This window comes from Microbacterium sp. Bi98 (assembly GCF_918698045.1).
Lineage (GTDB): Bacteria > Actinomycetota > Actinomycetes > Actinomycetales > Microbacteriaceae > Microbacterium.
In genome coordinates this window covers 42,760-68,253 of the sequence record NZ_CAKKLK010000007.1, presented here as the reverse complement: position 1 = coordinate 68,253, position 25,494 = coordinate 42,760, and the positions used below count along the sequence as shown (strand labels likewise).

Sequence of the window (25,494 nt, the reverse complement as noted above, 5' to 3'; positions counted from 1 at the left end):
TTCTAGGCGCGCCGCCCTTGCCGGGCCCTGGGAACGTCAGGCCCGCACGCGGCGCACGCCGCCTCGGGCGCGCTGGATGATCCAGCACACGACGTAGATCGTGAACGACAGGGTCGTGATGTACGGACTCACCGGCAGCGTGCCCGCGAGGGCGAGCAGGATGCCGCCGACGGCCGACACGAACCCGAAGAGCGCCGCGAGCAGAGGCACCGCGACCGGCCCTGCCGAGACGCGCATGGCGGCCGCCGCGGGAGTCACGAGCAGCGCCATCACGAGCAGGGCGCCGATGATGTGCACGCTGACCGCGACGATCAGACCCAGCAGCACCATGAAGAGCAGGCTCACCGCGCGGGTCGGCACACCGCGGGCCGCGGCCGACTCGGGGTCGAGCGAGTCGAAGCGCAGCGGGTTCCACATGAGCAGCAGCCCGAGCAGCACGACGATGCTGATGCCGAGCAGCCACCCGAGGTCGGGGCTCGAAACCGAGACGATCTGTCCGGTCAGCAGACTGAAGCGGTTGGCGCTGCGCCCGTCGTAGAGCGACAGGAAGAGGATGCCGAGGCCGAGGCCGAACGGCATGAGCACCCCGACGATCGAATTGCGATCTCGGGCCTTGGCCCCCAGGACGCCGATCAGGATCGCCGCCACGAGCGCACCGCCGAGGGATCCGACGACCACGCTGCCCCCGAAGAGCAGCGCTGCGGCGGCACCCGCGAACGAGAGCTCGCTGACGCCGTGCACCGCGAACGCGAGGTCGCGCTGCATCACGAAGACGCCGATCAGTCCGCCGACGATGCCGAGCACCGCACCCGCGATGATCGAGTTCGCGAGCAGGGCGACGAGCTCGCCGTAGTCCTGGAACGAGAACACGTCACTCCAGTCGACCGCAGGCACGATGCCGGTGATGACGTTCAAGCGGCACCTCCGTGGTCGTGGTCGTGGTCGTGCAGGTGGTGGGGCTCGGCATCCGGCACCCCGACGACGACGAGTCGGTCGCCGGCGCGCAGCACGAACACCGGGGTGCCGTAGAGCTCGGTGAGCACGCGGGTCTGCAGCACCTCTTCGGGGGTGCCGAGCACGAAGCGACCGCCGGCGATGTACAGGATGCGATCGACGCGGCCGAGGATCGGGTTGATGTCGTGGGTGACGAACAGCACGGCGGCGCGGCGATCGCGACGCTGGCGATCGATGATGTCGGTGATCGCGACCTGGTTCGCGAGATCGAGGTTCGACAGCGGCTCGTCGCACAGCAGCAGGGCGGGTTCGTCGGCAAGCGCCTGACCGACGCGCAGTCGCTGCTGCTCACCGCCCGACAGGAGGCCGACCCGGCGGTCGGCGTAGTGCGCGGCTCCGACCGAGGCGAGCAGCTGATCGACCTTGGCCTTGTCGCCGCGGTGCGGGATCGGGAAGCCGAAGCGGCTGCCCTGCACACCGAGCGCCACGAGGTCGCGGGCTCGCATGCTCGTGTCGGGAGCCAGCGAGCGCTGCTGCGGGATGTATCCGATGCGCGGGTTGCCCTTGCGCACCGGCCCGCCGGCGACCGAGATCTCGCCGGCCGACAGCGGCTGCAGGCCCAGGATGCTGCGCAGCAGCGTGGTCTTGCCCGAACCCGACGGTCCGAGCACGGCGATGAACTCCCCGGGCTCGACGGTCAGGTCGAGGCCCGACCACAGTTCCCGATCACCGCGCTGGAGGGCGGCTCCCCGCACCTCGAGCACGGGGTTCGACTTCTCGGCTCCTGCCCGCGCGTCGGCGGCGGCGCTCACGACTGGAGCGCGTCGGCGAGGCTCTGGATCGCGTCACTCATCCACTCAGAGTACGACGATCCTTCGGGCAGCAGCTCCGTGAACGCGACGAGAGGGATGCCGGCGGCGGTCGCGGCATCCTCGACGCGCTGCGTCTCGGCCCCGCCGGTCTGCGCATTGGTGAGCACGGCTGCCACGTCGCCGCTGGCGACGACGTTCAGGGTCTCGAGCAGGGTCGCGGGGGCGACATCGCTGCCCTCCTCGACCGACTCCGCGAATCCCTCGGGGGTCACATCGGTGAGTCCGGCGGCGGTGGCGATGTAGCCGGGCAGCGGCTCGGTGATGATCACATCGGCGCCGGCGGCATCCGTCTTGAGGGTCTCGAGGTCGACTTCGAAGCCCTCGAGGTCGGCGACGATGTCCTCGGCGTTGGCGGTGAACTCCGCCTCGCCGTCGGGGTCGATCGCGGCAAGCTCATCGGCGATCGCCTCGACCACGTGGATCATCGTGTGCGGGTCGAACCAGACGTGCTCGTTGAAGCCTTCGATGTGATTGTGGCCCTCATGCCCCTCTTCACCCTCGGCGTGGTCGTGATCGTGCTCTTCCTCGGTCGCGCCCTCCTCATCGGAGTGACCCTCGTTGCCCGGGAAATCGTGCGAGAACTCGACGGCGGTGACGATGTGCGGGTCCTGGGCATCCTGCAGCAGGGTGTCGATGAAGCCGTCGTAGCCGCCGCCGTTCTCGATCACGAGGTCGGCCTTCTGCACCGTCAGGCGGTCACGGGCCGAGGCCTCGTACGAGTGCGGGTCCTGCGTGGCCGAGGTGATGATCGAGGTCACGTCGACGCGGTCACCGCCGATCTGCTCGGCGAGCGAACCGTAGACATTGGTGCTCGCGACGACCGTCACCGCTCCGCCGTCGCCGCCCTCTCCCGCAGCGGGGGTGGTCGAGCATCCGGCCAGCGAGAGTGCGGCGACGGATGCGAGGGCGAGGGCGACGAACGGCTTCTTCATGTCCCCCACTCTAATCGCTAATGAGAACCATTATCAAATCGGTGGGCTGGGGTGGCACGCTTCACGATCGATTGCAGGGCCGTCGCACGGATGCAGGACGAGAAACCGTGTTCTCGCCCTGCATCCGTGCTTTCGTCCTGCAATCAAACCGGCTCAGCCGAGGAGACCCGGCGCGATCCACACGGTCGAGTCCGCCGGGACCGCCCCGTCGACCACCGTGCCGAGGACGACATCGGCGGCATCCGCTCCGAGGTCGAACGGCTCGGTGCCGAAGTTCGTCACGATCTGCCAGCCGTTCGGGCGAGCGAAGCGCAGCACATCGGGCCGGCCGGTCTCGATCCACTCCAGGCTCTCCTCGGTCTGCAGCTCGTGCCGCAGCCGCAGCGCCTCCCGGTAGAGCAAGAGCGTCGACGACGGATCGGCGGCCTCGACATCGACCGCGGACTCGGCGAACCACGCGGGCTGCGGCAGGTGCGCCTCGGCGGATCCGAAGCCGAACGACGGTCCGGATGCGGTCCAGGGCAGCGGCACGCGGCATCCGTCCCGTCCCAGTCCGTCGAAGACGGCACCACGGAAGAACGCCGGGTCCTGACGCTGCTCGGGCGCGACGTCGGCGACCTCGTGGAGGCCGAGCTCCTCGCCCTGATACAGGTAGGTGCTGCCGGGGAGCCCGAGCAGCAGCAGCGTCGCAGCGTGCGCTCGGCGAAGACCCGCCTCGCGATCGAGCTGATCCTCCGGCCCGCCGGCCGCGACCCACTCGACCCCTTGCTTCACTCCGGTGCGCCCCTCGAGCGGCGCGAGACCGTAGCGCGTCGCGTGGCGGGTGACGTCATGGTTCGACAGCACCCACGTCGTCGACGACCCGGCGGCCTCGGACTGCGCGAGGTTGTCGGTGATGATCGTGCGGAACTGCGTCGCGTCGAAGTCGGCGACCAGCAGGTCGAAGTTGAATGCCTGCCCGAGCCCCTCGGCCGAGGCATACCGTGCGCGGCGCTCGGGAGTGCTGACCCAGGCTTCGGCCACGGCGGTGCGGGGCGGGTCGTACTCGTTGAAGACCCGGCGCCACTCGGCGTAGACCTCGTGCACGTCGTCGCGGTCGTGCAGCGGATGGTTGCCGTCGTGCGGGAGCAACTCGAGATCGGCGGTGCTGGGCAGCGGCTCGGTCAGATCCTTCGTCAGCATGTGGGCGACATCGATGCGGAAGCCGTCGACCCCGCGGTCCGACCAGAAGCGCAGCGTCGTCAGGAAGTCCTCGCGCACCTCCGGGTGGTCCCAGTTGAAGTCGGGCTGCTCGGGGGCGAAGCTGTGCAGGTACCACTGGCCGTCATCGACCCGCTCCCACGCCGATCCGCCGAACGCGGCGGTCCAGTCGGTCGGCGGCTCCGCGCCGTCGGGACCGGATCCCTCGCGGAAGATGTACCGCTCGCGGGCCGCCGAGCCGCGGCCCGCGGCGAGCGCCTCCTGGAACCACTCGTGCAGGTCGGACGAATGGTTCGGCACGATGTCGACCACGACGCGGATGCCGCGCTCGTGCAGCGCCGCGACCATGTCGTCGAAGTCGTCGAGCGTGCCCAGGCGCGGATCGACGTCGCGGTAGTCGGCCACGTCGTAGCCCCCGTCTGCCAGGGCCGACGGATAGAACGGGCTGAGCCACACGGCGTCGATGCCGAGGTCGCGCAGGTAGTCGGCCCGCGAGACGATGCCAGGGATGTCACCGAGGCCGTCGCCGTTCGCATCGGCGAAGCTGCGGGGGTAGATCTGGTAGACGGCGGCCTGGCGCCACCATGCGGCCGTCGTGTCGTCGCGGGTCTCGGTGAGAAGCGCATCGGTCATGAGGGGTGTTGCTCCTTCGTGTTGCGGTCTGGGGTGTGCGACGTGTCAGCCCTTGACGGCGCCCTGTGTGACGCCCTCCATGACGAAGCGCTGCGTGAACAGGTAGGCCAGGATCGCCGGGGCCATCGCCATGAGGTACGAGGCGAACGACACGTTGTAGTTGTTGCTGAACTGGGTCTGGAAGAGGTTCTGCCGCACCGGCAGCGTCTGCAGCGCGGGATCGGAGATGATCAGCGACGGCATCATGAAGTCGTTCCAGGCGTAGAGGAAGGCGAAGATGCCGACCGTCGCGCTCATCGGCGCCAGCAGCGGGAAGATCAGCTGCCAGAACGTCTGCCAGGTGGTGGCGCCGTCGATGCGGGCGCTCTCTTCGAGCTCGATCGGGATCGACCGCAGGAACGCGGTGAACAGCAGCACGCTGAAGCTCAGCTGGAACATCGTCGCGAGGATGATCACGCCGAACGGGTTGTCGAGTCCCACCCAGCCGGTCAGCTGGATCTGCGGCAGCGCCACCACGGGGAACGGGATGAACATCGCGGCGAGCAGATAGAAGAACGACCAGCGGAACAGGCGGTGGTCCCAGTTGCGGACGATCGCGTACGACGCGAAGGCCGCGAGCACGATCGTCGCGATCACGGTGCCGGCCGTGACCAGCAGCGAGATCCCCGCGCCGACCGGGAACTTCGTGAGATTCCAGGCCTCGACGAACCCGTCGATGCTGAAGGGCGCCGGCAGCGAGAACGCGTTGCCGTCGACCGCCTGACCCGTGGTCTTGAACGCCATCGAGATCGTGACGTACAGCGGCAGCAGCACGGTGACGGCACACAGGATCAGGATGATCGTGCCCGACCAGTTGACGCGCTCCATGCGGACGCGCGGCTTCTTGCCCGAGGTGGGGATGGTGGTGAGTGTCTGCGTCGACATCAGAGTGCGTTCCTTCCGCGGGTCAGCGAGAGCTGCAGCAGGGAGATGAGCACGGCGACGATGAAGAAGATCGTCGCGTTGGCCATCTGGTAGGCGTAGTCGCCGCCGTTGAAGCCCGCGATGATCGTCATCGCGACGCTGCGGGTGGCGGTGCCGGGACCGCCGTTGGTGAGGCCGACGATGATGTCGTAGGCGTTGAGGAAGCCCTTGAAGCCCAGGATGACGTTGATCACCACGTACCCCGCGACGAGTGGAAGCGTGATGCGGAAGAGCTGCTGCCTCTTGTTCGCTCCGTCGATGCTGGCTGCCTCGTAGACCTCGCCCGGCACCGAGAGCAGGCCGGCGATGTAGATGAGCAGTGTGCCCGGAACCGCCTGCCACGCGGTGACGATGACGATAGCCACCCACGCGAGATCGGGATTCGCGAGCAGACTGGTCGAGAGCCACGGGATGCCGGTGGCGGCGCCCGCGGCAGGGATCGAGTTCGAGAACAGGAAGTTGAAGACGTAGGCGATGATGATGCCCGAGATCACCATGGGGATCACGAAGATCGTGCGCAGCCCCGTCTTGAACCGGATGCGGGAGGTCAGCCCGACCGCCAGCAGGAACGCGATCACGTTGACGACGATCACCGTGGCGATCGAGAAACCGAACGTGAACAGGTAGCTCTGCAGGATGGCCGGGTCGCTGAACATCGCGATGTAGTTGGTCAGCCCGTTGAAGCTCCACTCGCCGATGCCGATCGAGTCGGTGAAGCTGAAGAAGATGCCCATGATGCCGGGTACGGTGATCGCGAGCGTGAAGATGACCAGCGTCGGCAGCAGGAACAGGTAGTAGATCGGCTCGACCTTGCGGGTGCGGCGACCGAGCTTGCGGGTGCCTCCCGTGATGATCGCCGTGGTGTCGGTCGTGGGGGTGTTGGGCTTCGTGATCGTGCCCGCGGTCGGCCTCGACGACGAGGGGTTGGGGGCTGCCGGGTTGGGCAGAGCGGTGTTCGTCATGGCGTGGACTCCTCTGTCTCGCCGGATGCTGAGTCCTCACCGGAGGCGTTGTCCTGGGTCGACGGGATGGGAGCGCGGAACGCGATCCTCGCCCAGTCGGCATCCATGGTGCGCAACGTGGAGGTCGGGGACGCGCCCAGCACCATCGCCTGCGCGTAGTTGAAGACCGGCAGGGTTCGGGGCACGAGCACCGAGGGTCCCTGATAGATCTGGCCGTTGTCGTAGTACTCGATCATTCCCTCGATCCGAGGGTCGTCCGGGGCCGGTGCGTCCTTCGTCGGGGTGAACCCGAGCTGCGACGCGTTGTAGGCCTCGATGTTCTCGGGCTGGAACAGGTACTCGAGGAAGTCACCTGCTGCCTCCTGGTGCTGCGACCCCTCGGGGATCATCGCGGCGAGGTCCATGTTGACGCGCACGCCGAGGTCGGCGGGATCGTCGGTCATCGGCAGCGGGAAGGTGCCGAGGTCGAGGTCGGGAGCCGTCTTCTCGATCTCGCTGAACGCCCACGGCCCCTGCAGGTACATCGCCGCCTCGCCCTTGCCGAATGCGAGATTGCCGTCGCCGTAGCCGCGGCTCGCGGCATCCGCGTTGGTGTACTCGGTCGCGAGGGTCATCATGCGGTCCATGGGCTCGGCGAAGTCCTTCTCGAACGACACCTCGGAGTCGGGACCGACCTCGGTGCCCTCCTCCGCGAGGGTGTCGAAGAAGTCGATCACGTCGACCGAGCCGCCGGCGGTGTAGTCGTACCAGCCCTGCGCGACGGTCCAGTCGTCCTTGAAGGTGGCGTAGAAGGGGTCGATCCCCGCCTGCTTCAGCTGATCGCACACGGCGAGCAGCTCGTCCCACGTCTGCGGGACCTCGAGGCCCTGCTCGTCGAAGATCTGCTTGTTGTAGATGACCGACGCGCCCATCACCGAGTACGGCAGCGCGCTCGTGCGGCCCTCGCACGAGCCGTACTGCTCCATGAGCGGCTGCAGGTCGTCGCGGATGGTCGAGGCGGCCTCGGTGTCGGAGAGATCCGTGAGCGCGCAGCGCTGCACGAACCGGGCGATCTCGTAGTTGTAGTTGGCCAGCATGATGTCCGGCGGGTTGCCGCGCACGAAGCTCGCCGACACGACGTCGACACCCGAGGTGTCGATCTCGACGCGCACCTTGTCCTGCGAGGAGTTGTACTCGGCGACGAGCTCTGTCATGAACTCGATCGCCTCGCGTTTGCTGAACGTGAAGCGGATGGTCTCGGTTCCGCCGGCCGTCGAGCAGCCGGTCGGAGCCGCTCCGACCAGGGCGAGCGCGGCCGCACCGGCCACCAGCTGCGCCGGGCGTGGGGGTTTCACAGACACCGTCGTCCTTTCGTCCTGTAGATCCGCAGACTAAATCTAGTGAGCGAATTTACTTCGATGAACGGTACTCTCTCATCTGGACGAGAGTGAGGTCAAGGCCCGTGACAGAAGTCTCCGCAGGTCTCGGCACCGGACGAGCCAGCGTCGGCGCCATCCTCGACTTCGCCTGGGCGGCCGGGGAGTTCACCGCGACCGAGGCGATGGCGAGCACCTCGCTGACCCGTTCGACAGCGATCGACGGGATCGACACCCTCGTCGACGCCGGGGTGCTGCGCGAGCTGCCCAACGCCCGCGCCGCCGGAAGCTACCGCGCAGGACGCCCGGCGCGACGTTTCGTGCTGGCATCCGACCTGGGCGTCGTCATCGGGGTGGATGCCGGAGACACCCACCTCGCGGTGACCGTCGCCGACCCCACCGACCACACTCTCGTGCACCACCGCACCGACCTCGACCCGACACAGACCGCGGCAGCACGCCGTGCCACGATCCTCGACCAGATGCAGCACGCGCTCGCCGAGGCCGAGGTCTCGCGCGAGGCGGTGCTCGCGATCTGCGTCGGCGTCGCCGCGCCCGTCGACCGGGCGGGCATCTCTCCGCCGCATCCCGAGGGCTTCTGGGAGCGCACGAACCCCGGTCTCGCCGAGGCGCTCGCCGACTGGGCCCCCGTCGTGGAGATCAAGAACGACGCGCAGCTCGCCGCGATCGCCGAGGGCTCGGCCGGCGCAGCCATCGGATGCCGTGACTACGTCGCCCTGCTCGCGAGCGAACGCTTCGGCGGCGGCGTCGTGGTCGACGGCCACGTGCTGCACGGCGCTCACGGCGGAGTCGGCGAGGGTGTCGTGTTCGACCACATCATCGGCGTCGGCTCGGCCTTCGGTCTGCGCTACGCCCTGCAGGATCAGGTGCGGGCGGCGGTCGAAAGCGGCGAGATCTCCTTCGAATCCCCGATCGGGCGGCTCGCACGCGAGGAGCGCATCGACCCCCGCGCCGTGCTGACGGCGGCGGCAGCCGGCGATGCCGATGCGCTCCTGGCCACCTCCCGCGTCGGCGCGACGCTCGCCCGTGTGGTCGGCGTGCTCGGCAGCATGTACGACCCCTCCCGCGTGATCGTGTGCGGGGCGGTGGCCGAGAGCATCGCCCCCGTTCTCACGGCTGCGCGCGAGGTGCTGCCGGCCCAGCTGCACCTGCCGGCACCCGAGATCCTCGCCTCGACGCTGGGCGCCGAGGTCGTCTCGATCGGCGCCGTCGCGACCGCGCGCAGGGCGGCGCGCGAGGTGGCCGTGCCGCTGCTCGCGGAGCGGCGGCTCAGCGCGGTGAGCTGACGTCGTGCGAGAACCAGAGCCGCAGCGCTCCCCGTCATCGATCGAACTGCTCCTCGACGCAGGGGCCGAGGCCGCGGTCCGGGCCGAATGGAATGCTCTCGCGGCGCGCGGCCTGTCGAGCCTCGCGGGGCACACGTCGGCGAGCAACCGCCCTCACATCACGCTGGTCGCACGCGTCGACCTGTCACCGCCCGGACCAGATGTCTTCGCCGGCATCCCGTCGTTCCCGATCACGCTGGGCGCTCCCCTGCTCTTCGGCTCCGGAGATCGCCGTGTGCTGGCGCGGAGCATCGTTCCCCGTGCGGAGTTGATCCACCTCCGCGAGACGATCCTCTCCGCCGTCGGGCCGGGTGACGATGCCCCGCATACCGCGCCGGGCGAGTGGATGCCGCACGTCGCCCTCGCCCGACGGTTGCGGGTCACCGATCTGGCGGATGCGCTGGATCTCATCGGCGGCGACATCCACGCTCACGCGCGCAGTGTGCGGCACTGGGACCCCGGCACCGCGCAGATCACTGCGCTCGCGGAGCTGCGTCAGGCGTAGTCGCTGTCGTCCACCGGGGAAGGCGCCGACCCCAGGCTCTCGATGGCACCCCACAGCGCCTCCGGGACCTCCGCCTGCTCCAGCTCGTCGAGCTGCTCACGACGATGCGGTCTCGACACCCCGACGACTGTGGAGTCGACCAGCGGGGACCGCAGCGAGTAGTGCAGCGCTGCGGCAGCCATCGACATTCCATGGTCGGCGCAGACGCGCTGCAGACGCTCGGTCCACCTCAGCAGCTCCTCGCCGGCAGGTCGATAGGCGTACTGCGCACCGGAATGCGGCCCCTTGACGAGCAGTCCCGAACCGAAGGGCGCAGCGTTGAACACGGCCATGCCGCGTGCCTTGGCGTCGGCGAACACACTCTCAGCCGAGTGATCCACGAGCGTGAATCGGTTGTGGATCAGCACGGCGTCGAACACCCCCGTCTCGACGTACTTCGCCATCAGCGGGACCGGAGCCGCCGCCACACCGATCGCGTCCACCACGCCGGCGCTCCGCAGTTCGATGAGCCCCTGCACCGCACCTCCGATCGAGATCGTGTCCTCGAACGACACCGAGTACGGGTCGTGCAGGTGCAACAGCGGAAGCCGGTCGACCCCGAGCCGCGCGGTCGTCTCCTCGAACGAGCGGAGGACGCGGTCTCGGTCGAACACGCCCGTCTCAGGGTCCTGATCCACCTTCGAGATGACTCGCGAACCGTCCAGCCCCAGCTCGCGCAGCGCGATGCCGATGACGGCTTCGGATCGACCGGCCGAGTAGTTGTTCGAGGTGTCCACGAACCCGTGCCGGCTCGTGAGCAGGTCGATGGCGACATCGACGGCCGCTCTCTCCTCGGCGGATCCCGGCTCCGAATGCCGGCCGAGGCCGGAGGTTCCGAGAGTGATGGCAGTCGGTTCGATCCTCATCCGCGGGGAGTCCGTTCTGTCGGGGCGGTCATCACGGTTCTCCGCCACTGTATCCCCGCTGTCCGCCTCACTCCACGAGCAGTGCGGGCTCCTCGAGCACGGATGCCACGTCGGCGATGAAGCGGCTCATACCGTCGCCGTCGATCACGCGGTGGTCGAACGAGCCTGCGACCGTGGTCACCCAGCGGGGGCGCACCTCGCCGTCGACGACCCACGGCTTCTGGCTGATCGTGCCCATGGCCACGATGCCCGCCTCGCCGGGGTTGATGATCGGGGTACCGGCATCCATCCCGAACACACCGATGTTGGTGATCGTGATCGTGCCACCCTGCTGGTCGGCGGGGCTGGTCTTGCCCTCGCGCGCCGTCAGGGTGAGCCTGTTCAGAGCGCGGGCGAGGTCCTTCATACTGAGGTCCTGCGCGTCCTTGATGTTCGGCACGAGCAGACCGCGAGGCGTCGCCGCGGCGATTCCCAGGTTCACGTAGTGACGCACCGCGATCTCCGCGCCGCCCTCGGTCTCGATCCACGCGGCGTTCACCATCGGGGTGCGACGGGCGGCCCAGATGACGGCGCGGGCCATGATCAGCAACGGCGAGACGCGGATGTCGGCATAGTCAGGCGATGCCTTGAGCCTCTTGACGAGCTCCATCGTGCGGCTCGCGTCGATCTCCTTCCACACGGTGACGTGCGGAGCGGAGTACGCGCTCTGCACCATCGCCGACGAGGTCGCCTTGCGCACGCCCTTCACGGGGATCGACTCGGTGCGGTCGTCGGACACCGGGGCGGATGCCGGCGCTGCCGACACTCCACGGGCGAGGCCCGCCGGCGTGCTCTGCGGTGCGGGCACGGTCTCTTCGCGCACGGCGCCCCACTCGGGCGTCTCGATGTTGCGGAAGACGCTGGCCTGCGAGGCGTGGGTCATCACGTCGTCGCGAGTCACCTCGCCGTCGGCTCCGGTGGGCGTGACCGTGGTGAGGTCGACGCCCAGATCGCGGGCGAGCTTGCGGATCGGCGGCTTCGCGATCACGCCGACCGACGAGCGCACCGGGCGCTCCGCCGGACGCTTGCGCCGCGACGTCGCACCGCCGCCCGTGCCGTAGCCGACGAGAACCGACCCGCCGCCCTCTTCCGGCGCGGGGGCCTCCGCGGTGGCGATCTTGCCGGGTCCGGCGTCGTCGCGCGCATCGGTCACGAAGGTGATGATCGGCGAGCCGACCTCGACGGTCGCGCCCTCGGAGGCGAGCAGCTCGCCGACGACTCCGGCGTGCGGCGACGGCAGCTCGACGAGCGACTTGGCGGTCTCGATCTCGCAGATGACGTCGTTGATGGCGACGGAGTCACCCGGCGCGACCTTCCATGCCACGATCTCGGCCTCGGTCAGGCCCTCGCCCACATCGGGGAGGTTGAAGTTCTGCGTGCTCATGTGCGGTCCTTTCGGAACGGTGAGATCAGGGTGAGATCAGTAGGCGAGCGAACGGTCGACGGCCTCGAGGATGCGGTCGGCGTCGGGGAGGTAGGTGCCCTCGAGCTTCGCGGGCGGGAACGGAGTGTCGTATCCCGAGACGCGGAGCACGGGAGCTTCGAGCGCGTAGAAGGCGCGCTCCATGACGGTCGCGGCGATCTCGCTGCCGATGCTGACGAAGCCCTGGGCCTCCTGGGCGTAGACCATGCGTCCGGTCTTGCGTACCGAGCTCAGGATGGGCTCGTAGTCGACCGGAGACAGCGACCGCACGTCGACGACCTCGCAGCTGGTGCCCTCGGCCTCGGCGAGCGCGGCCGCCTGCAGCAGGGTCGTGACCATGGCTCCGTGTCCGACGAGCGTGACGTCGGATCCCGTGCGCACGACGCGAGACGAGTGCAGCGGGGCGGCGGACGCGTCGAGCTCGACCTCGCCCTTCTGCCAGTAGCGGCTCTTCGGCTCCATGAAGATCACCGGGTCGTTCGACGCGATGGCCTCCTGGATCATCCAGTACGCATCGTTCGGCGTCGACGGCGACACCACCCGCAGGCCGGGGGTGTGCGCGAAGTAGGCCTCAGGGCTCTCCTGGTGGTGCTCGACCGCTCCGATGTGCCCGCCGTAGGGGATGCGGATCACGATGGGCAGGCTGATCCTGCCCTCGTGGCGGTTCGTGAGCTTGGCGAGCTGGGTCGTGATCTGGTCGAACGCGGGGAACACGAAACCGTCGAACTGGATCTCGATCACCGGACGGAACCCGGCCATCGCGAGCCCGATCGCGGTGCCGACGATGCCCGACTCCGCGAGGGGGGTGTCGAGCACGCGGCGGTCGCCGAAGTCGCGCTGCAGGTGCTCGGTGACCCGGAAGACACCGCCGAGCTTGCCGATGTCCTCGCCCATGAGCAGGACCTTGGAGTCGTCTTCGAGCGCCCGGCGCAAACCCGAGTTCAGCGCCTTGCTGAGGGGCATCGTCTCGAGGGTCATGCGTGCACCGTCCTCGACGTCGTGAACTTCTGCGGCCATACGCACGTTCGGCGGCCACTGCGCGCAGCGCGGGCCGCGAAAGTCGCTCCTGGCCGAGAATCCTGAAGGCAGTCCATCACTTGCCGTCTCCTTCGAACGATGCCTCGTAGCGCGTGTGCCAGGCCTTCTGCTCCGCCACGAGCGGATGCGGGTCGCTGTACACGTGATCGAAGATCTTGTCTGCGGTCGGCGATCCGAGCTCGACGCTGCGTGAACGCAGGTCCTCGGCGGCGTCGGCCGCCTCGGCATCCACGTCGGCGAAGAACTGCCCCGCCGCTCCCCTGTTCTCGAGGAAGGCGCGCATGCGGTCGATCGGGTCTCGCAGCGCCCACGACTGCTCTTCGTCGGAGCCGCGGTACTTCGTGGGGTCGTCGCTGGTGGTGTGCGCGCCGAGACGGTACGTGACCGCCTCGATCGCCCGGGGACCCTGGCCGCTGCGGGCTTCGTCGAGAGCGACGCGCGACACGGCGTAGCTGGCGAGGACGTCGTTGCCGTCGACGCGGACGCTGGGGATGCCGTAGCCGGCGCTGCGCTCGACCAGCGGCACCCGCGACTGCGTCGCGACCGGCACCGAGATCGCCCAGTGGTTGTTCTGCAGGAAGAAGACGGTGGGAGCCTGGTAGCTCGCGGCGAAGACCATCGCCTCGTGCACGTCGCCCTGGCTCGACGCCCCGTCGCCGTAGTAGACGATGACGGCTTCGTCCTTGTCGACGTCGCCGGTGCCGGATCGACCGTCGAAGTTCAACGCCATCGCGTAGCCGGCTGCATGCAGCACCTGCGAGCCGAGAACCAGGGTGTAGAGGCGGGTGTTGCCGTTCTTGGGGTCGGTCGGATCCCAGCCGCCGTGCGAGACACCGCGCATCAGCTTGATGATGTCGACGGGGTCGACGCCGCGGATGCGCGTCACGGCGTGCTCGCGGTACGACGGGAAGAGCGTGTCCTGGGCGCGGGCGGCGCGGGCCGAACCGACCTGGGCGGCCTCCTGCCCACGACTCGGCGGCCACAGCGCCAGCTGTCCCTGTCGCTGCAGGTTGGTCGCCTGGGTGTCGATCGCGCGGATGACCACCATGTCCCGGTAGAACTGCTCGAGCTCGGCGTCGCTGATCGCCTCGATCAACGACAGATACTGCTCAGCAGCCGGACTCGGCGTGAAGCGGCCATCCTGATCCAGGACGCGGACGAGTTCAGTCTCTGACGAGGTCACGACCCCCACGCTACCCGCGCGCGCATGCCCGGTCACGCATACCTAGGACGTCCTCGCATCTGCCGGGAACCCGGAGAAACGGCGGAACGGCGCGGATCAGCGCAGTGACGATGCGACCTCGAGCACGCGCGCCACGGATGCCTCCTCGCCCACAGAGATGCGGATGCCGTCACCCGGGAACGGGCGCACGATGAGGTCGGCGGCGACGAATGCGGCGGCGACCTCGTCGGTGCGCTCGCCGGTGGGCAGCCAGATGAAGTTGGCCTGCGAGTCGGGCACGTCCCAGCCCTGCCGACGCAGCCCCTCGAGCAGGCGCGTGCGGCGCTCGACGATCACCGCGACGCGCTCGAGCAGCTCGGACTCGGCGTCGAGGCTCGCGATCGCGGCGTTCTCGGCTGCCGACGTGACGGAGAGCGGGATGCCGGTGGTGCGCGCGGCATCGAGGACCTTCTCGTTGCCGATCGCGTATCCGATGCGCAGGCCCGCGAGTCCGTAGGCCTTCGAGAAGGTGCGCAGCACGACGACGTTCGGATGCCGCTCGAACACCCGCTCGGCGAGACCGTCGACCGCCCCGGGCACCGTCACGAACTCGGCGTAGGCCTCGTCGAGGACGATCAGCACATCGGCGGGGACGCGCTCGACGAACGTCGCGAACTCGTCGCTCGTGATGATCGGACCGGTCGGGTTGTTCGGGGTGCAGAGGATGACGGCACGCGTGCGATCGGTGACCGCCGCAGCCATCGCGTCGAGGTCGTGACGGGAGTCGGGCGTCAGCGGCACCTGCACCCCGGTCGCGCCCGCGACGAGCGGCAGGCTCGGATAGGCCTCGAACGAGCGCCAGGCGTAGACGACCTCGTCACCTACGGAGGCGGTCGCGAGGATCAGCTGGTGGAGGATCGAGACGCTGCCCGCAGCCACGTGCACCTGGTCGGGCTCGACGGCGTACCGTGCACCGAGTCGTACGCGAAGGCGGCCGGCGGTGGCATCCGGGTATCGGTTGATGGGCGTCGTGTGCTGCAGCGCCGCGGCGACCGACGGAAGCGGCTCGAACGGGTTCTCGTTGCTCGAGAGCTTGAATGCGTCGGGGCCCGCCTGCTTGCCCTGTCGGTACGGCGCCAGGGCGGCGATGGCGGGACGGATGCGCGGAAGGATCGGGTCGGTCACAGTCATGAGTCTAGATTCCGCGGCGCTCCCGCGCCCCACATGGAAGACTGGACGGACTATGCGCTTCATCATCCGAGTCGTCGTCAACGCGTTCGCCCTCTGGGTCGTGACGCTGATCCCCGCCCTGCAGGTGCAGATCAGGGCGTTCGCGCCGGGCGAGACCCTGCAGCTCGTGCTGACCCTGCTCGCGGTGGCCGCGATCTTCGCGCTCGTGAACACCGTCATCGGCACGGTGGTGAAGATCGTCGCGTTCCCGCTGTACATCATCACCCTCGGACTGATCGGCTTCGTGATCAACGGCTTCCTGCTGTGGCTCACGGCGTGGATCACGAGCGGGTTCGGCTGGGGTCTCACGGTCGGCAGCTTCTGGTGGGGCGTGCTCGCCGCGCTCATCATCTCGCTGATCAACGGTGTCTTCGGCTTCATCCTGCGTCCGCAGAGCAAGAAGCAGCGTCGGGACTGACGCCTGCCTGCGCACCTCGCGCGGCCGTCATCCGACACGCTCGGCCTGATACTCGGTGCGCTCGACCACCTCGGCGGTGTCGAGCTCGCGCCAGAACTCGTGCATCGCATCGATTCGCAGGTCGCTGAGCTCATCGGCCATCTCCGCGGTGTCGATGTACGTGTCGAGGTGGTGCGCGTCGACCGTCAGGTCCCCGAGGGTGTCCTGCGGGGTTCCTTCAGTGAGCAGGGTGATGCTGTCATCCGACCCGGTCCCCTCGGGCGATCCTCCGCCGGCCAGCCCGGAGACCACGTCGTCGGAATGACGCAGCTGGATGATGGTCTGGTCGTCATCCAGGGTCGGCTCGACCGGGCTTCCCGCCGTGATCTGCATCTGCACGTCGAACGGACTCTCCATCGCGAGGTGAGCGGCGACCATGGCCGATTGCGAATGGGCGACGACATCGACCTCATCGCCCGGCTGCGCCCCCGCCGCCTCGAGCGCCTCGATCGTCGCCTGATACGACGCGGATCTCTTCCCGGTGTAGAGCTCGGCGTTGGACTTGGAGTCCCACGGCTGCGCACCTCCCCACGCGACGCTCTGCGTTCCTTCCAGGTAGGCGACGAACTTCGTGGTGCCGTCGGCGAAGGAGTACTTCTCGACGGCGACCTGCGCTCCGACGGCGACCGGCATGCGCCTCAAGGCTCCGGCCAGGCCCGAGGGCGCCCCCTGGGGCGAGGACGTCTTCACCGGCGAGACCGTGACGGGGTCGGCCGTGCCCTGCAGCCTCTCGCCGGGGAGCACCTTGCCGAACCCCGAGAACGCCCCGACGAGCGCCGCGGTCCCGAAGACGTGGTCGTACAGGGCGGGCGTCACGAGGTTGCCCGTGAGGCCTTCGAATCGTCTGGCGCGCCACTGAGCGACGAGGTCGTCGGCCATCTTCGAGATGCGTTCGTCCGACGCAGCAAGACGATCGGCTCGTCGTGTCAGCCGCTGCGCCGTGCTCGGATCGGTCTGCGCGAGCATCTCCGCCTCCGCTCGCAGCTCGACGTATTCGTAGGCATCGGCCATGAGAAGGGTGGACTCGGCGGTCTCCTGGCACTCGGAGCGGAGTCGAGCGACGTGCTCGCCCGACGCCCACAGCCCCACCGTGTCGACGTGCTCGCTGAAGCCAGGAGAGTCGACGATGATCCGATGCGCTCGCATGATGGCCGAACGCGCATCGTCATAACGGGAGGCGACGGCATCGATGCGGTGAGCGACATCGCGCAGCACGTCGGGGTCGACGGCGATCGCTCCCCCGTGGTCGATCGTCAGCCCTGTCATGAGACGTCGATCCGTTCGGCCTCTGACTCACGGCTGCGCATCTCGGATGCCTCGACGCGTGTCCTCCGTCGGAGATCGTCGAGCGAGTGCTGCATCGCGCGCACCCCGTCGGAGTGCCAGTCGGTGTCGGCGGTGAGGACGGCGAGCGATGCGCGCACGTCGTCGAGCGCCTCGACCGCGCTGCGGAGCGCTGCCACGGCGCGGGACTGGGCCCAGGCGGTGTCTGCGGCGCCGGTCTGTGCGAGTGCGAAGGAGTACATGCGCCCAGCATCCGCGATCCACTGCCGCTGCGATGTGCGGACGACCCTCGGATCTCGGGCCTCGTGAGCAGTTGGCTCGGTCGCGGCACCGGTGCAGAACGGGTGCGCCCGCCCGGCCCCGGATCTCCGGCATCGCGCGATCGGGCTGCGACCGGCAGAATAGGACGGTGACATCCCCGGATCCCTTCCGCGTGATCTTCGTGTGCACGGGGAACATCTGCCGCTCTCCGATGGCGGAGGTGGTGTTCCGCGATCTCGCGGAACGTCAGGGTCTCGGCTCGCGGATCGTCTCCCGCAGCGCGGGAACAGGCGATTGGCACCTCGGCGAACGGGCCGACCACCGCACTCTCGATTCCCTCAGCCGCCGCGGCTACGACGGCTCACTCCACCGCGCGAAGCAGTTCACCTTCTCCTCCTTCTCGGAGAACGACCTCGTCGTCGCCCTCGACCGCACTCATGAGCGCATCCTGCGCGAGTGGGCCGCCAACGAGGACGAGGAGGGCAAGGTCACCCTGCTGCTCGCCTTCGACCCCGACGCGCACAGCCAGGATGTCCCCGACCCCTACTACGCCGGCGCCGAGATGTTCGATTCGGTGCTCGGTATGATTGAGACCGCGACTCGCGGGCTGTTCCGCCAGCTCGAGCCGGCTCTCCGCCAGCCCCGCACGCCCCGCACTCCCGGGGCCCGATCAGGAGGACTCCCCTGACTTTCCAGCCTTCGCTCCCGCCCCAGCCGCTGAGCCCCCTCGACGGTCGCTACCGCGGCGCCGTCACCGGCCTCGCCGACTTCCTCTCGGAGGCCGGCCTCAACCGCGCCCGTGTCGAGGTAGAGGTGGAGTGGCTGATCGCGCTCACCGACCGCTCGCTCTTCGAGACGAGCCCCCTGTCGGATGCCGACAAGGAGCGCCTGCGCGCCCTCTACCGCGACTTCGGCCAGGCCGAGATCGACTGGCTCGCCGAGAAGGAAGCCGTCACGCAGCACGACGTGAAGGCGATCGAGTACCTCGTGCGCGACCGCCTGTCGGCCCTCGGCCTCGACGCGATCGCCGAGCTCACCCACTTCGCCTGCACAAGCGAGGACATCAACTCCGCGTCCTACGCCCTGACCGTCAAGCGCGCGGTCGAGGAGGTCTGGCTGCCGGGTCTCGACGTCGTGATCGCGAAGCTCCGCGAGCTGGCCGCCGAGCACGCCGACGCCGCGATGCTCTCCCGCACCCACGGTCAGCCGGCCACTCCGTCGACCATGGGCAAGGAGCTCGCCGTCTTCGCGTGGCGTCTCGAGCGCGTGCGCGCGCAGATCGCAGCATCCGACTACCTCGCCAAGTTCTCGGGCGCGACCGGCACCTGGTCGGCGCACATCGCCGCCGACCCCGACGCCGACTGGCCCACCATCTCGCGCGAGTACATCGAGGGCCTGGGTCTGGGTTTCAACCTGCTGACGACGCAGATCGAGTCGCACGACTGGCAGGTCGAGCTCTACGATCGCGTGCGTCACGCCGGCGGGATCCTGCACAATCTCGCCACCGACATCTGGACGTACATCTCGCTCGGCTACTTCGCGCAGATCCCCGTCGCGGGCGCGACCGGATCGTCGACGATGCCGCACAAGATCAACCCGATCCGGTTCGAGAACGCCGAGGCCAACCTCGAGATCTCCGGCGCCCTGCTGGCATCCCTCGGACAGACCCTCGTCACCAGCCGACTGCAGCGCGACCTCACCGACTCGACGACGCAGCGCAACATCGGCGTCGCGTTCGGCCACTCGCTGCTCGCGATCGACAACCTGCGTCGCGGTCTGAACGCCATCTCGCTCTCGCGCGACGTGCTGCTCGCCGACCTCGACGTGAACTGGGAAGTCCTCGCCGAAGCAATCCAGACCGTCATCCGCGCGGAGGTCGTCGCCGGCCGCTCGTCGATCAGCGACCCCTACGCGCTGCTGAAGGAGCTCACCCGCGGTCACCGCGTGGGCGCCGCGGACCTGGCGGAGTTCGTCGAGGGACTCGAGATCGGGGATGCCGCGAAGCAGCGTCTGCTCGCCCTCACCCCCGCCTCGTACACCGGCATCGCCGAGCAGCTCGCGAAGTAGCGCGAACGCGCGGGTGCCGCTGAGGCATCCGTGCGTGCACTGCGGGGCCAGAAACGCACCGTGCGCGCGATGCGGGGCCAGAAACGCACCGTGCGCGCGATGCGGGGCCAGAAACGCACCGCAATCGGCCGAATCGGATGCGAAAGCGACCCCGCAGCCAAGCGACCCGCAGCGAAGCGACCCGCAGCGAAGCGACCCCGCACGAATCTGACCCGGCGCCGGGTCACGAACGCCGTGCGGGCTAGGGGCGGGGCTCTCCGGAGTGCGCGCCCGCCGGATCCCGCGGCATGAACGCCGCGGCGATCAGGGTGAGCACGGCCACGACGGCGGCAGCGATGAACACCCAGACGGATGCCGAGATGATGGTTGCCGGGTCCTCGGGCCCCGCGCCCTGCGCGATCACCGAGTTCGAGATCGCGCCGAACACGGCCACCCCGAGCGCGCTGCCGGCCGAGCGGGCGAAGGCGTTCATGCCGGTCACGGCACCGCGCTCGCCCCAGCCGACCGAGGCCTGAGCCGCGATCAGCGTCGGGGCGGCGCTCCAGCCGAGGCCGAAGCCCAGGACGAATGCCACGGCGGCGATCGAGAACGGATTGGGCCAGGGAGAGACCACCGCCAGAGCGATCGCAGCGACCGCGGTGATCGACATGCCGGTGAGCGCTGTGCGTCGGAAACCGATCCGCATGTACAGCCGGCCCGCGTTCGCGGCGGCGAGCGGCCAGCCGAGGGTGAGCGCCGCGACGGCCAACCCCGACAGCAGCGGCGCGATGCCGATGGACCCTTCCAGATATGCGGGTGCGAAGCTCGTCACGCCGGTCATCAGGGCGCCGATGCCCAGGGAGACGATCGTGGTCGTGAGGATCAGCGGCCGCGCCGCCAGGCGCAGGTCCACGATCGGCTCGGCTGCGCGACGCTCGACGAGGCCGAAGGCCACGAGCGCCGCGGCGCCGAGTCCGAAGCAGACGGCACTGGGGATCGACAGCCACGCCCAGGCGTTGCCGCCCTCCAGCATCCCGAGGATCAGACCTGTGAGTCCGACCGTGAGCAGCACGGCACCGGCGTAGTCGATGCGATGACGCTGCGTCTGCTTCTCTTCGTGGTACCGCCGCAGCAGCATCCATCCCGCGATCAGACACAGCGGGATGTTGACCCAGAAGATCCACCGCCAGGCGTCGAGCTGGGCGAAGATGCCGCCGAGCGCCGGCCCGACGACAGAGGAGATCGCCCACACCGAGGCGATGTACCCCTGCACCTTGGCGCGCTCGGCGACCGTGTAGATGTCGCCGACGATCGTCATCGACATCGGCGCGACGGCACCGGCGCCGAGGCCCTGGATGATGCGGAACACGATCAGGGCGGTCATGCTCCAGGCGAAGCCGGAGAGGACCGACCCGAGCAGGAACAGCGCGATGCCGAGCAGGATGATCGGCTTGCGGCCGACGGTATCGGCGAAGCGCGAGTAGATCGGCACGCTGACCGCCTGTGCGAGCAGATAGACCGAGAAGAGCCAGGGGAACTGCTGGTAGCTGCCCAGATCGCGCACGATGCTGGGCACCGCGGTCGCGAGGATCGTCGCGTCGATCGCGATCAGCCCCGTGGCGAGCATGAGGGCCCCGAGCACCGGGCCTCGTTCCGACCTGAGTCCGATGGAGGCGCGGTCGATCGAGGCAGTCACTACAGGGAAAAGCCGTCGCAGCCCGGGACTATTCCGGTCGCGATGGAGAACCTTGCGATCCGGTCAGGAGGAGCTTGCGATCCGGTCAGGAGGAGGACGTGCGGCCCGGCTTGTCGGCGCCCGGCTCGTCGGGAGTCTCGGGGTCGAACAGCACGGGGCGGTCGACCTTCTTGGTGACCTCGGCCGGGTCGACCACGAGGATCAGCATCGCGAGGAACAGCAGCGTGACGATGAATGCGCCGCCGCCGACCACCAGGCCGAGCGCGATCGGCGTGAGGCCGTCGTAGGTGCCGTTCGCGATGGCGTTGTTCACCCGGGCGGTGAAGGCGCCGGTCGACACGAGGGTCACCACCGCGGCGAAGACACCGCAGCCGAGAGCGATTCCCAGCAGGTGCAGCGGGCGCAGAATGTCGCGTCGGGTGGGCTTCTCGTCGCTCATCGCTCTCCTCCGTGCCCGGCGGGGGCGGGGTCGTTCTCGATCGTGGTCCCGGCGGCGACAGCATCCGCTCGCTTCGGGGTCAGACCGGCGATGCCGAGGAAGACCGCGACGATGGCCGCGTATCCGCCGAACATCCCGACGCCGAGGATGATGCCGGTGAGCTCGAACGCACCGGCTCCCTCGATGGCGTACGGCTGCACGAAGCCCGCCGGGATCGCGATCAGGAGCACGGCCAGCAGCAGGCCGAAGGCGCCGAGGGTGATCGAGTCCCGTGCGGTCGCATCGCCGGCTTTGCGAGCACGGAGTCCGACGACGAGCTCGAGGATGCCGGTCGAGACCGCCCAGGCGATCACGACGACGAAGAAGAGGTCTTCGGTACGCCATGCGGGCACACCGGCAGTCATCCCGGCGACGAAGCTCAGCAGGGCGAACACGACGGACGGCCAGCGCTGACCGGCCGGGTAGACGAGCCACGCGGCGACGATCATCACGAGGCCGGTGGTGAGCACGAAGCCGCTGAAGACGGAGAGACCGACGGCCGCCGAGTGATCGGGCGAGAAGGTGATCATCACTGCAGCGGCGGCGGCGAAGAGCGCGCGCAGCAACTGGAGGTGACGCACGGTGAACGCGCGGGCGGTGGCAGACATGAAGATCGAGGGTCCTCCGGGGGGTGTTCCCCCCAGTCTACGCGGGGGCGCTGAGTGGGCGCCGACACCGGAGAGGTGTTCGCGGGGCCCGATGGATCTCCCCAGATCGATCATCAGGCCCCGCGACAGAACGCAGCGACGGGGGCGACACTGCGTCAGGCCGAGTGGTCGCGAGGTCGGGCACCCTGCTCACGACTGCTCAGCCGATAGACCCCAGAAATAGCACCTCGTCCCCTACGCGATGCTGGTGTGGTCGTATGCTCACTCTAGGGCTCGATTCTTCACATACCGGAGGGGGTGCTGTGATGAGCATGGAAAGTGGTCTGCGCCGATATGCCGATGTATTCGCAGCGTCCTTCCGCGACGCGATCAATGCGCGTGGATTGACTCTGGCGCGGCTGCACGAGCAGCTGCGCGCCCGCGGCAACAGCGTGTCCATGGCGACGCTCAGCTACTGGCGGTCCGGAGCTCGGCGCCCCGAGGGTGCCCAGTCGATGGCCGCGCTCGGCGACATCGAGCAGCTGCTGCACCTCGAGCCCGGCTCTCTCACCGCCCTGCTCGGCACCACGAACCGCACCGGTCCGCTCGGACCCAACCTCTTCCCGCTCGACGAGCAGGAGCTCGAGGACGCCGTCAAAGAGGCGTTCGCCGCTCTCGGCGCGGAGTACCCCGACACGTCGCGCGAACTCACGACCCACTCGGTGACGGACGTGGATGCCGCGGGCAACGTCTCGTACTCGATCACGCGCAGCATCGTGCAGTCGACCGTCGGCACCGTCGCGTCGATCCCGTTCCTCGAGATGACACCGGGCATCAGCACTCCCGCCCCGTTCATCGAGGCGGTGGCGGGAGGACGCATCGCTGCCCGGTACTCGCACCCGAACGGCGAGGTGCACGGCGTCCTGTTCGAACTCGACGTTCCTCTGACCGCTCCGAGCACCGCGATGGTCGAGTGGTCGGTCGCCTACCCCCCGGACTATCCGCCCCAGCGCGAGACGGGTCATGCCGTCGCCCGGCAGACCAGGGAGCTGCTGGTGTGGACGCGATTCCACCCCGACGCGCTGCCCGACCGGATCGAAGAGCGCGTCGAGACGCCGGACGGCTCGAAGATCACCGAGCTGTCTCTCGAGGGCCGCAATTCGGTGCACCAGGTGCGACGCGCATTCGGACCCGGACTGCTCGGCGTCGCCTGGAGCTACGCCGACGGGCGCTGACCGCGCCCGTTCGCGGGCTCAGAGTCGACCGACTCACCCGGGCTGATCGCCGACCGCGACCGGACGCCCCGGAGTGTTCGACCACTGGCTCCACGAGCCGGGGAAGACCTTCGCCTCGATGCCGATCTCATCCAGCACCAGCGCGGTGTGCGCCGCCGTGATGCCCGAGCCGCAGTAGGCCGCGACGGGCGTCCCCTCGGTCACCCCGAGGGCGGCGAAGGTCGCCTGAAGGGTATGAGTGTCGAGGATCCGGCCCTCGGCATCCAGATGGGCGGCCATCGGGACGTTGAGCGCGCCCGGAATGTGCCCGGCGATCGGATCGAAAGGCTCGTGCTCTCCCCGATAGCGATCCGGCGCGCGCGCGTCGAGCAGCACACCGGTGTCGACGAACGAGGCGGCCTCGTCGATCGAGATCGCATCGCCGCCGATCTCGTCGAGGACGACGTCGCCGGGCTCGGCCTGCACGTCATCGTCGGCGACCGGAAGGCCGGCGGCCGTCCACGCGCGGATGCCGCCGTCGAGGACGCGCACGTCGACACCGCCCTGACGCAGCAGCCACCATGCTCGTGACGCGCTGACTCCCTTGGCGTCGTCATAGGCGACGACGACGTCACCCCGGTTCACACCCCACCGCCGGGCGGCATCCTGGAGCGTCGCCGTGGAGGGCAGGGGGTGCCGGCCGTCCGAGGGTTCGCCGTGGGTGGCGAGCTCGGTCGCGAGCGGCACGAAGACCGCCCCCGGGATGTGGCCCGCGAGGTAGTCCTCTCGGCCGTCGGGCCGGTCGAGTCGCCAGCGCACGTCGATCACACGCACGGGGGTCTCGGACGTCAGCAGATCGTGCAGTTCGGTGGCGCTCACGAAGTTGCTCATGATCCGAGGCTAGCGAGACGCCGTCCGGATCGCGCACCCGGCCGTATTCCGTCGACATATCGGGCCGATCGGCGATTCGAGACGGCGGTCGGCGCGGCGCTAGGCTCGTCCCGGCCGCGTCGAGAAAGGACAGCATGTCCACTCGATTCCGCTTCATGAGCCTGCGCCGACAGGAGGTCGCCCTCATCGCCGTGACGGCGGTCTGGGGCAGCACATTCCTCCTGGTGCACTGGGCGATGCAGAACTCGGGGCCGTGGTTCTTCGTCGGCATCCGGTTCCTGGTCGCCGGCGCGATCAGCATCGTCATCTTCCGACGGGCGCTGCGCGGCATCCGCTGGCGCGACATCGGCGCCGGGGTCGCGATCGGCGTGATGATCTATCTCGGATACGGATTGCAGACCGTCGGGCTGCAGACCATCGATTCGAGCACCTCGGCGTTCATCACCGCGATGTACATCCCTCTCGTGCCGCTCGCGCAGTGGGCCGTCTTCCGCAAGCGCCCACCGGCCATGGCGTTCGTGGGCGCCGCGCTCGCGTTCCTCGGACTGCTGCTCATCGCGGGACCCGATGCGTTCGCCCTGACCCTCGGGTCGGGCGAGATCCTGACGCTCATCAGCACCCTGCCCATCGCGGCCGAGATCATCCTGATCAGCGTGTTCGCCGGCCGGATCGACCTCGGCAGGATCACGATCATCCAGCTCCTCACGGCCGGAGTGCTCGGCATCCTCACCATGCCGGTCGTCGGCGAGGGCCTGCCCGAGTTCTCGTGGATCTGGGTCGGCTGCGCAGTCGGACTCGGAGTGGCGAGCTGCGTCATCCAGCTCACGATGAACTGGGCCCAGAAGTCCGTGTCCCCGACCCGCGCGACGATCATCTATGCGGGCGAACCGGTCTGGGCGGCCGTGATCGGGCGCATCGCCGGTGAACGCCTGCCCGTCGCCGCACTGATCGGCGGAGCACTCGTGGTGCTCGGCATCCTCGCCAGCGAGCTCAAGCCCGTGCGTCGTCGTTCCGGCGAGTAGTGCGCCAGCGGGAATATCGGGGGCGTCGGCGCGTTGCAC

25 protein-coding genes are annotated in these 25,494 nt (G+C 68.9%); 7 read left to right on the top strand and 18 right to left on the bottom strand.

Going from position 1 to position 25,494, the window contains the following annotated elements; all coding sequences use genetic code 11:
- Window positions 1-36: 36 nt before the first annotated feature.
- The 7 genes from LQZ85_RS12030 to LQZ85_RS12000 all read right to left on the bottom strand — a co-directional run bounded on the left by LQZ85_RS12030 (window position 37) and on the right by LQZ85_RS12000 (window position 7,856).
- On the bottom strand, window positions 37-906 hold the full coding sequence (locus LQZ85_RS12030; protein ID WP_230100955.1) for a metal ABC transporter permease: 870 nt from the start codon (window positions 904-906) through the stop codon (window positions 37-39).
- Between the two features lie 5 nt (window positions 907-911).
- A complete protein-coding gene (locus tag LQZ85_RS12025; RefSeq protein WP_056275410.1) occupies window positions 912-1,766 on the bottom strand; it encodes a metal ABC transporter ATP-binding protein in 855 nt (284 codons plus the stop codon).
- Window positions 1,763-2,758 (bottom strand): zinc ABC transporter substrate-binding protein, encoded by a 996-nt coding sequence (locus LQZ85_RS12020; RefSeq protein WP_230100922.1) that lies wholly within the window; start codon window positions 2,756-2,758, stop codon window positions 1,763-1,765. Before LQZ85_RS12020 ends, LQZ85_RS12025 begins: the two co-directional genes overlap by 4 nt.
- A gap of 153 nt (window positions 2,759-2,911) precedes the next feature.
- Window positions 2,912-4,591: a glycoside hydrolase family 13 protein gene (locus tag LQZ85_RS12015; protein ID WP_230100921.1), complete on the bottom strand. Its 1,680-nt coding sequence runs from the start codon at window positions 4,589-4,591 to the stop codon at window positions 2,912-2,914.
- A gap of 45 nt (window positions 4,592-4,636) precedes the next feature.
- Entirely contained in the window at window positions 4,637-5,515 is an 879-nt protein-coding gene (locus tag LQZ85_RS12010; protein ID WP_053098134.1) for a carbohydrate ABC transporter permease, read from the bottom strand.
- Window positions 5,515-6,516, bottom strand: coding sequence for a sugar ABC transporter permease (locus LQZ85_RS12005; RefSeq protein WP_230100920.1), 1,002 nt, complete (start codon window positions 6,514-6,516; stop codon window positions 5,515-5,517). Before LQZ85_RS12005 ends, LQZ85_RS12010 begins: the two co-directional genes overlap by 1 nt.
- Window positions 6,513-7,856, bottom strand: coding sequence for an extracellular solute-binding protein (locus LQZ85_RS12000; protein WP_230100919.1), 1,344 nt, complete (start codon window positions 7,854-7,856; stop codon window positions 6,513-6,515). Before LQZ85_RS12000 ends, LQZ85_RS12005 begins: the two co-directional genes overlap by 4 nt.
- 101 nt (window positions 7,857-7,957) lie before the next feature.
- On the opposite strand from LQZ85_RS12000, the gene LQZ85_RS11995 reads away from it, so the two are divergent.
- Together LQZ85_RS11995 and LQZ85_RS11990 are read left to right on the top strand one after the other, a co-directional pair.
- Window positions 7,958-9,178 carry an ROK family protein gene (locus LQZ85_RS11995; protein WP_230100918.1) on the top strand — a complete coding sequence of 407 codons (1,221 nt, stop codon included), beginning with the start codon at window positions 7,958-7,960 and terminating at the stop codon, window positions 9,176-9,178.
- Window positions 9,179-9,182: 4 nt separating this feature from the next.
- Complete coding sequence (locus LQZ85_RS11990; RefSeq protein ID WP_230100917.1) at window positions 9,183-9,722, top strand: 2'-5' RNA ligase family protein; 540 nt, start codon at window positions 9,183-9,185, stop codon at window positions 9,720-9,722.
- Here the strand turns inward: LQZ85_RS11990 and LQZ85_RS11985 are convergent.
- From LQZ85_RS11985 to LQZ85_RS11965, 5 genes are all read right to left on the bottom strand, one after another.
- Window positions 9,713-10,627 carry an aldo/keto reductase gene (locus LQZ85_RS11985; RefSeq protein WP_230100916.1) on the bottom strand — a complete coding sequence of 305 codons (915 nt, stop codon included), beginning with the start codon at window positions 10,625-10,627 and terminating at the stop codon, window positions 9,713-9,715. The two genes, LQZ85_RS11990 and LQZ85_RS11985, sit on opposite strands and share 10 nt — an antisense overlap.
- A gap of 67 nt (window positions 10,628-10,694) precedes the next feature.
- Window positions 10,695-12,050 (bottom strand): dihydrolipoamide acetyltransferase family protein, encoded by a 1,356-nt coding sequence (locus LQZ85_RS11980; RefSeq protein WP_230100915.1) that lies wholly within the window; start codon window positions 12,048-12,050, stop codon window positions 10,695-10,697.
- A 36-nt stretch (window positions 12,051-12,086) separates the two neighbouring features.
- Window positions 12,087-13,067, bottom strand: coding sequence for an alpha-ketoacid dehydrogenase subunit beta (locus LQZ85_RS11975; RefSeq protein ID WP_053099302.1), 981 nt, complete (start codon window positions 13,065-13,067; stop codon window positions 12,087-12,089).
- A gap of 115 nt (window positions 13,068-13,182) precedes the next feature.
- On the bottom strand, window positions 13,183-14,310 hold the full coding sequence (pdhA, locus tag LQZ85_RS11970) for a pyruvate dehydrogenase (acetyl-transferring) E1 component subunit alpha (RefSeq protein WP_053099303.1): 1,128 nt from the start codon (window positions 14,308-14,310) through the stop codon (window positions 13,183-13,185).
- A 96-nt stretch (window positions 14,311-14,406) separates the two neighbouring features.
- Window positions 14,407-15,480 (bottom strand): histidinol-phosphate transaminase, encoded by a 1,074-nt coding sequence (locus LQZ85_RS11965; RefSeq protein WP_230100914.1) that lies wholly within the window; start codon window positions 15,478-15,480, stop codon window positions 14,407-14,409.
- Window positions 15,481-15,532: 52 nt separating this feature from the next.
- On the opposite strand from LQZ85_RS11965, the gene LQZ85_RS11960 reads away from it, so the two are divergent.
- Window positions 15,533-15,937, top strand: a complete 405-nt coding sequence (locus LQZ85_RS11960) for a phage holin family protein (RefSeq protein WP_053098140.1) — start codon at window positions 15,533-15,535, stop codon at window positions 15,935-15,937.
- Between the two features lie 27 nt (window positions 15,938-15,964).
- Here the strand turns inward: LQZ85_RS11960 and LQZ85_RS11955 are convergent, their stop codons facing one another.
- Window positions 15,965-17,242, bottom strand: a complete 1,278-nt coding sequence (locus tag LQZ85_RS11955; protein WP_230100913.1) for a hypothetical protein — start codon at window positions 17,240-17,242, stop codon at window positions 15,965-15,967.
- Entirely contained in the window at window positions 17,239-17,502 is a 264-nt protein-coding gene (locus LQZ85_RS11950; RefSeq protein ID WP_072592106.1) for a hypothetical protein, read from the bottom strand. The genes LQZ85_RS11955 and LQZ85_RS11950 overlap by 4 nt, the downstream gene beginning before the upstream one ends.
- Window positions 17,503-17,669: 167 nt before the next feature.
- On the opposite strand from LQZ85_RS11950, the gene LQZ85_RS11945 reads away from it, so the two are divergent.
- Together LQZ85_RS11945 and purB are read left to right on the top strand one after the other, a co-directional pair.
- A complete protein-coding gene (locus LQZ85_RS11945) occupies window positions 17,670-18,209 on the top strand; it encodes a low molecular weight protein-tyrosine-phosphatase (RefSeq protein WP_171821959.1) in 540 nt (179 codons plus the stop codon).
- Entirely contained in the window at window positions 18,206-19,588 is a 1,383-nt protein-coding gene (gene purB / locus LQZ85_RS11940) for an adenylosuccinate lyase (protein ID WP_056275439.1), read from the top strand. Before LQZ85_RS11945 ends, purB begins: the two co-directional genes overlap by 4 nt.
- A 241-nt stretch (window positions 19,589-19,829) precedes the next feature.
- On the opposite strand, the gene LQZ85_RS11935 is transcribed toward purB, so the two are convergent.
- From LQZ85_RS11935 to LQZ85_RS11925, 3 genes are all read right to left on the bottom strand, one after another.
- Window positions 19,830-21,263 carry an MFS transporter gene (locus LQZ85_RS11935; protein ID WP_187249206.1) on the bottom strand — a complete coding sequence of 478 codons (1,434 nt, stop codon included), beginning with the start codon at window positions 21,261-21,263 and terminating at the stop codon, window positions 19,830-19,832.
- An 85-nt stretch (window positions 21,264-21,348) separates the two neighbouring features.
- Entirely contained in the window at window positions 21,349-21,702 is a 354-nt protein-coding gene (locus LQZ85_RS11930) for a hypothetical protein (protein WP_053098147.1), read from the bottom strand.
- Window positions 21,699-22,349 carry a hypothetical protein gene (locus LQZ85_RS11925; RefSeq protein ID WP_053098148.1) on the bottom strand — a complete coding sequence of 217 codons (651 nt, stop codon included), beginning with the start codon at window positions 22,347-22,349 and terminating at the stop codon, window positions 21,699-21,701. The genes LQZ85_RS11930 and LQZ85_RS11925 overlap by 4 nt, the downstream gene beginning before the upstream one ends.
- A 305-nt stretch (window positions 22,350-22,654) precedes the next feature.
- Here LQZ85_RS11925 and LQZ85_RS11920 point away from each other — a divergent pair, with 305 nt between their 5' ends.
- Complete coding sequence (locus LQZ85_RS11920; protein ID WP_056275446.1) at window positions 22,655-23,563, top strand: hypothetical protein; 909 nt, start codon at window positions 22,655-22,657, stop codon at window positions 23,561-23,563.
- Between the two features lie 33 nt (window positions 23,564-23,596).
- Here the strand turns inward: LQZ85_RS11920 and LQZ85_RS11915 are convergent, their stop codons facing one another.
- The gene (locus LQZ85_RS11915; RefSeq protein ID WP_072592109.1) at window positions 23,597-24,433 is read right to left on the bottom strand and encodes a sulfurtransferase; all 837 of its coding nucleotides are present in this window, start codon (window positions 24,431-24,433) and stop codon (window positions 23,597-23,599) included.
- Between the two features lie 134 nt (window positions 24,434-24,567).
- Here LQZ85_RS11915 and LQZ85_RS11910 point away from each other — a divergent pair, with 134 nt between their 5' ends.
- Window positions 24,568-25,455: a DMT family transporter gene (locus LQZ85_RS11910; RefSeq protein WP_230100912.1), complete on the top strand. Its 888-nt coding sequence runs from the start codon at window positions 24,568-24,570 to the stop codon at window positions 25,453-25,455.
- Window positions 25,456-25,494: the final 39 nt, after the last annotated feature.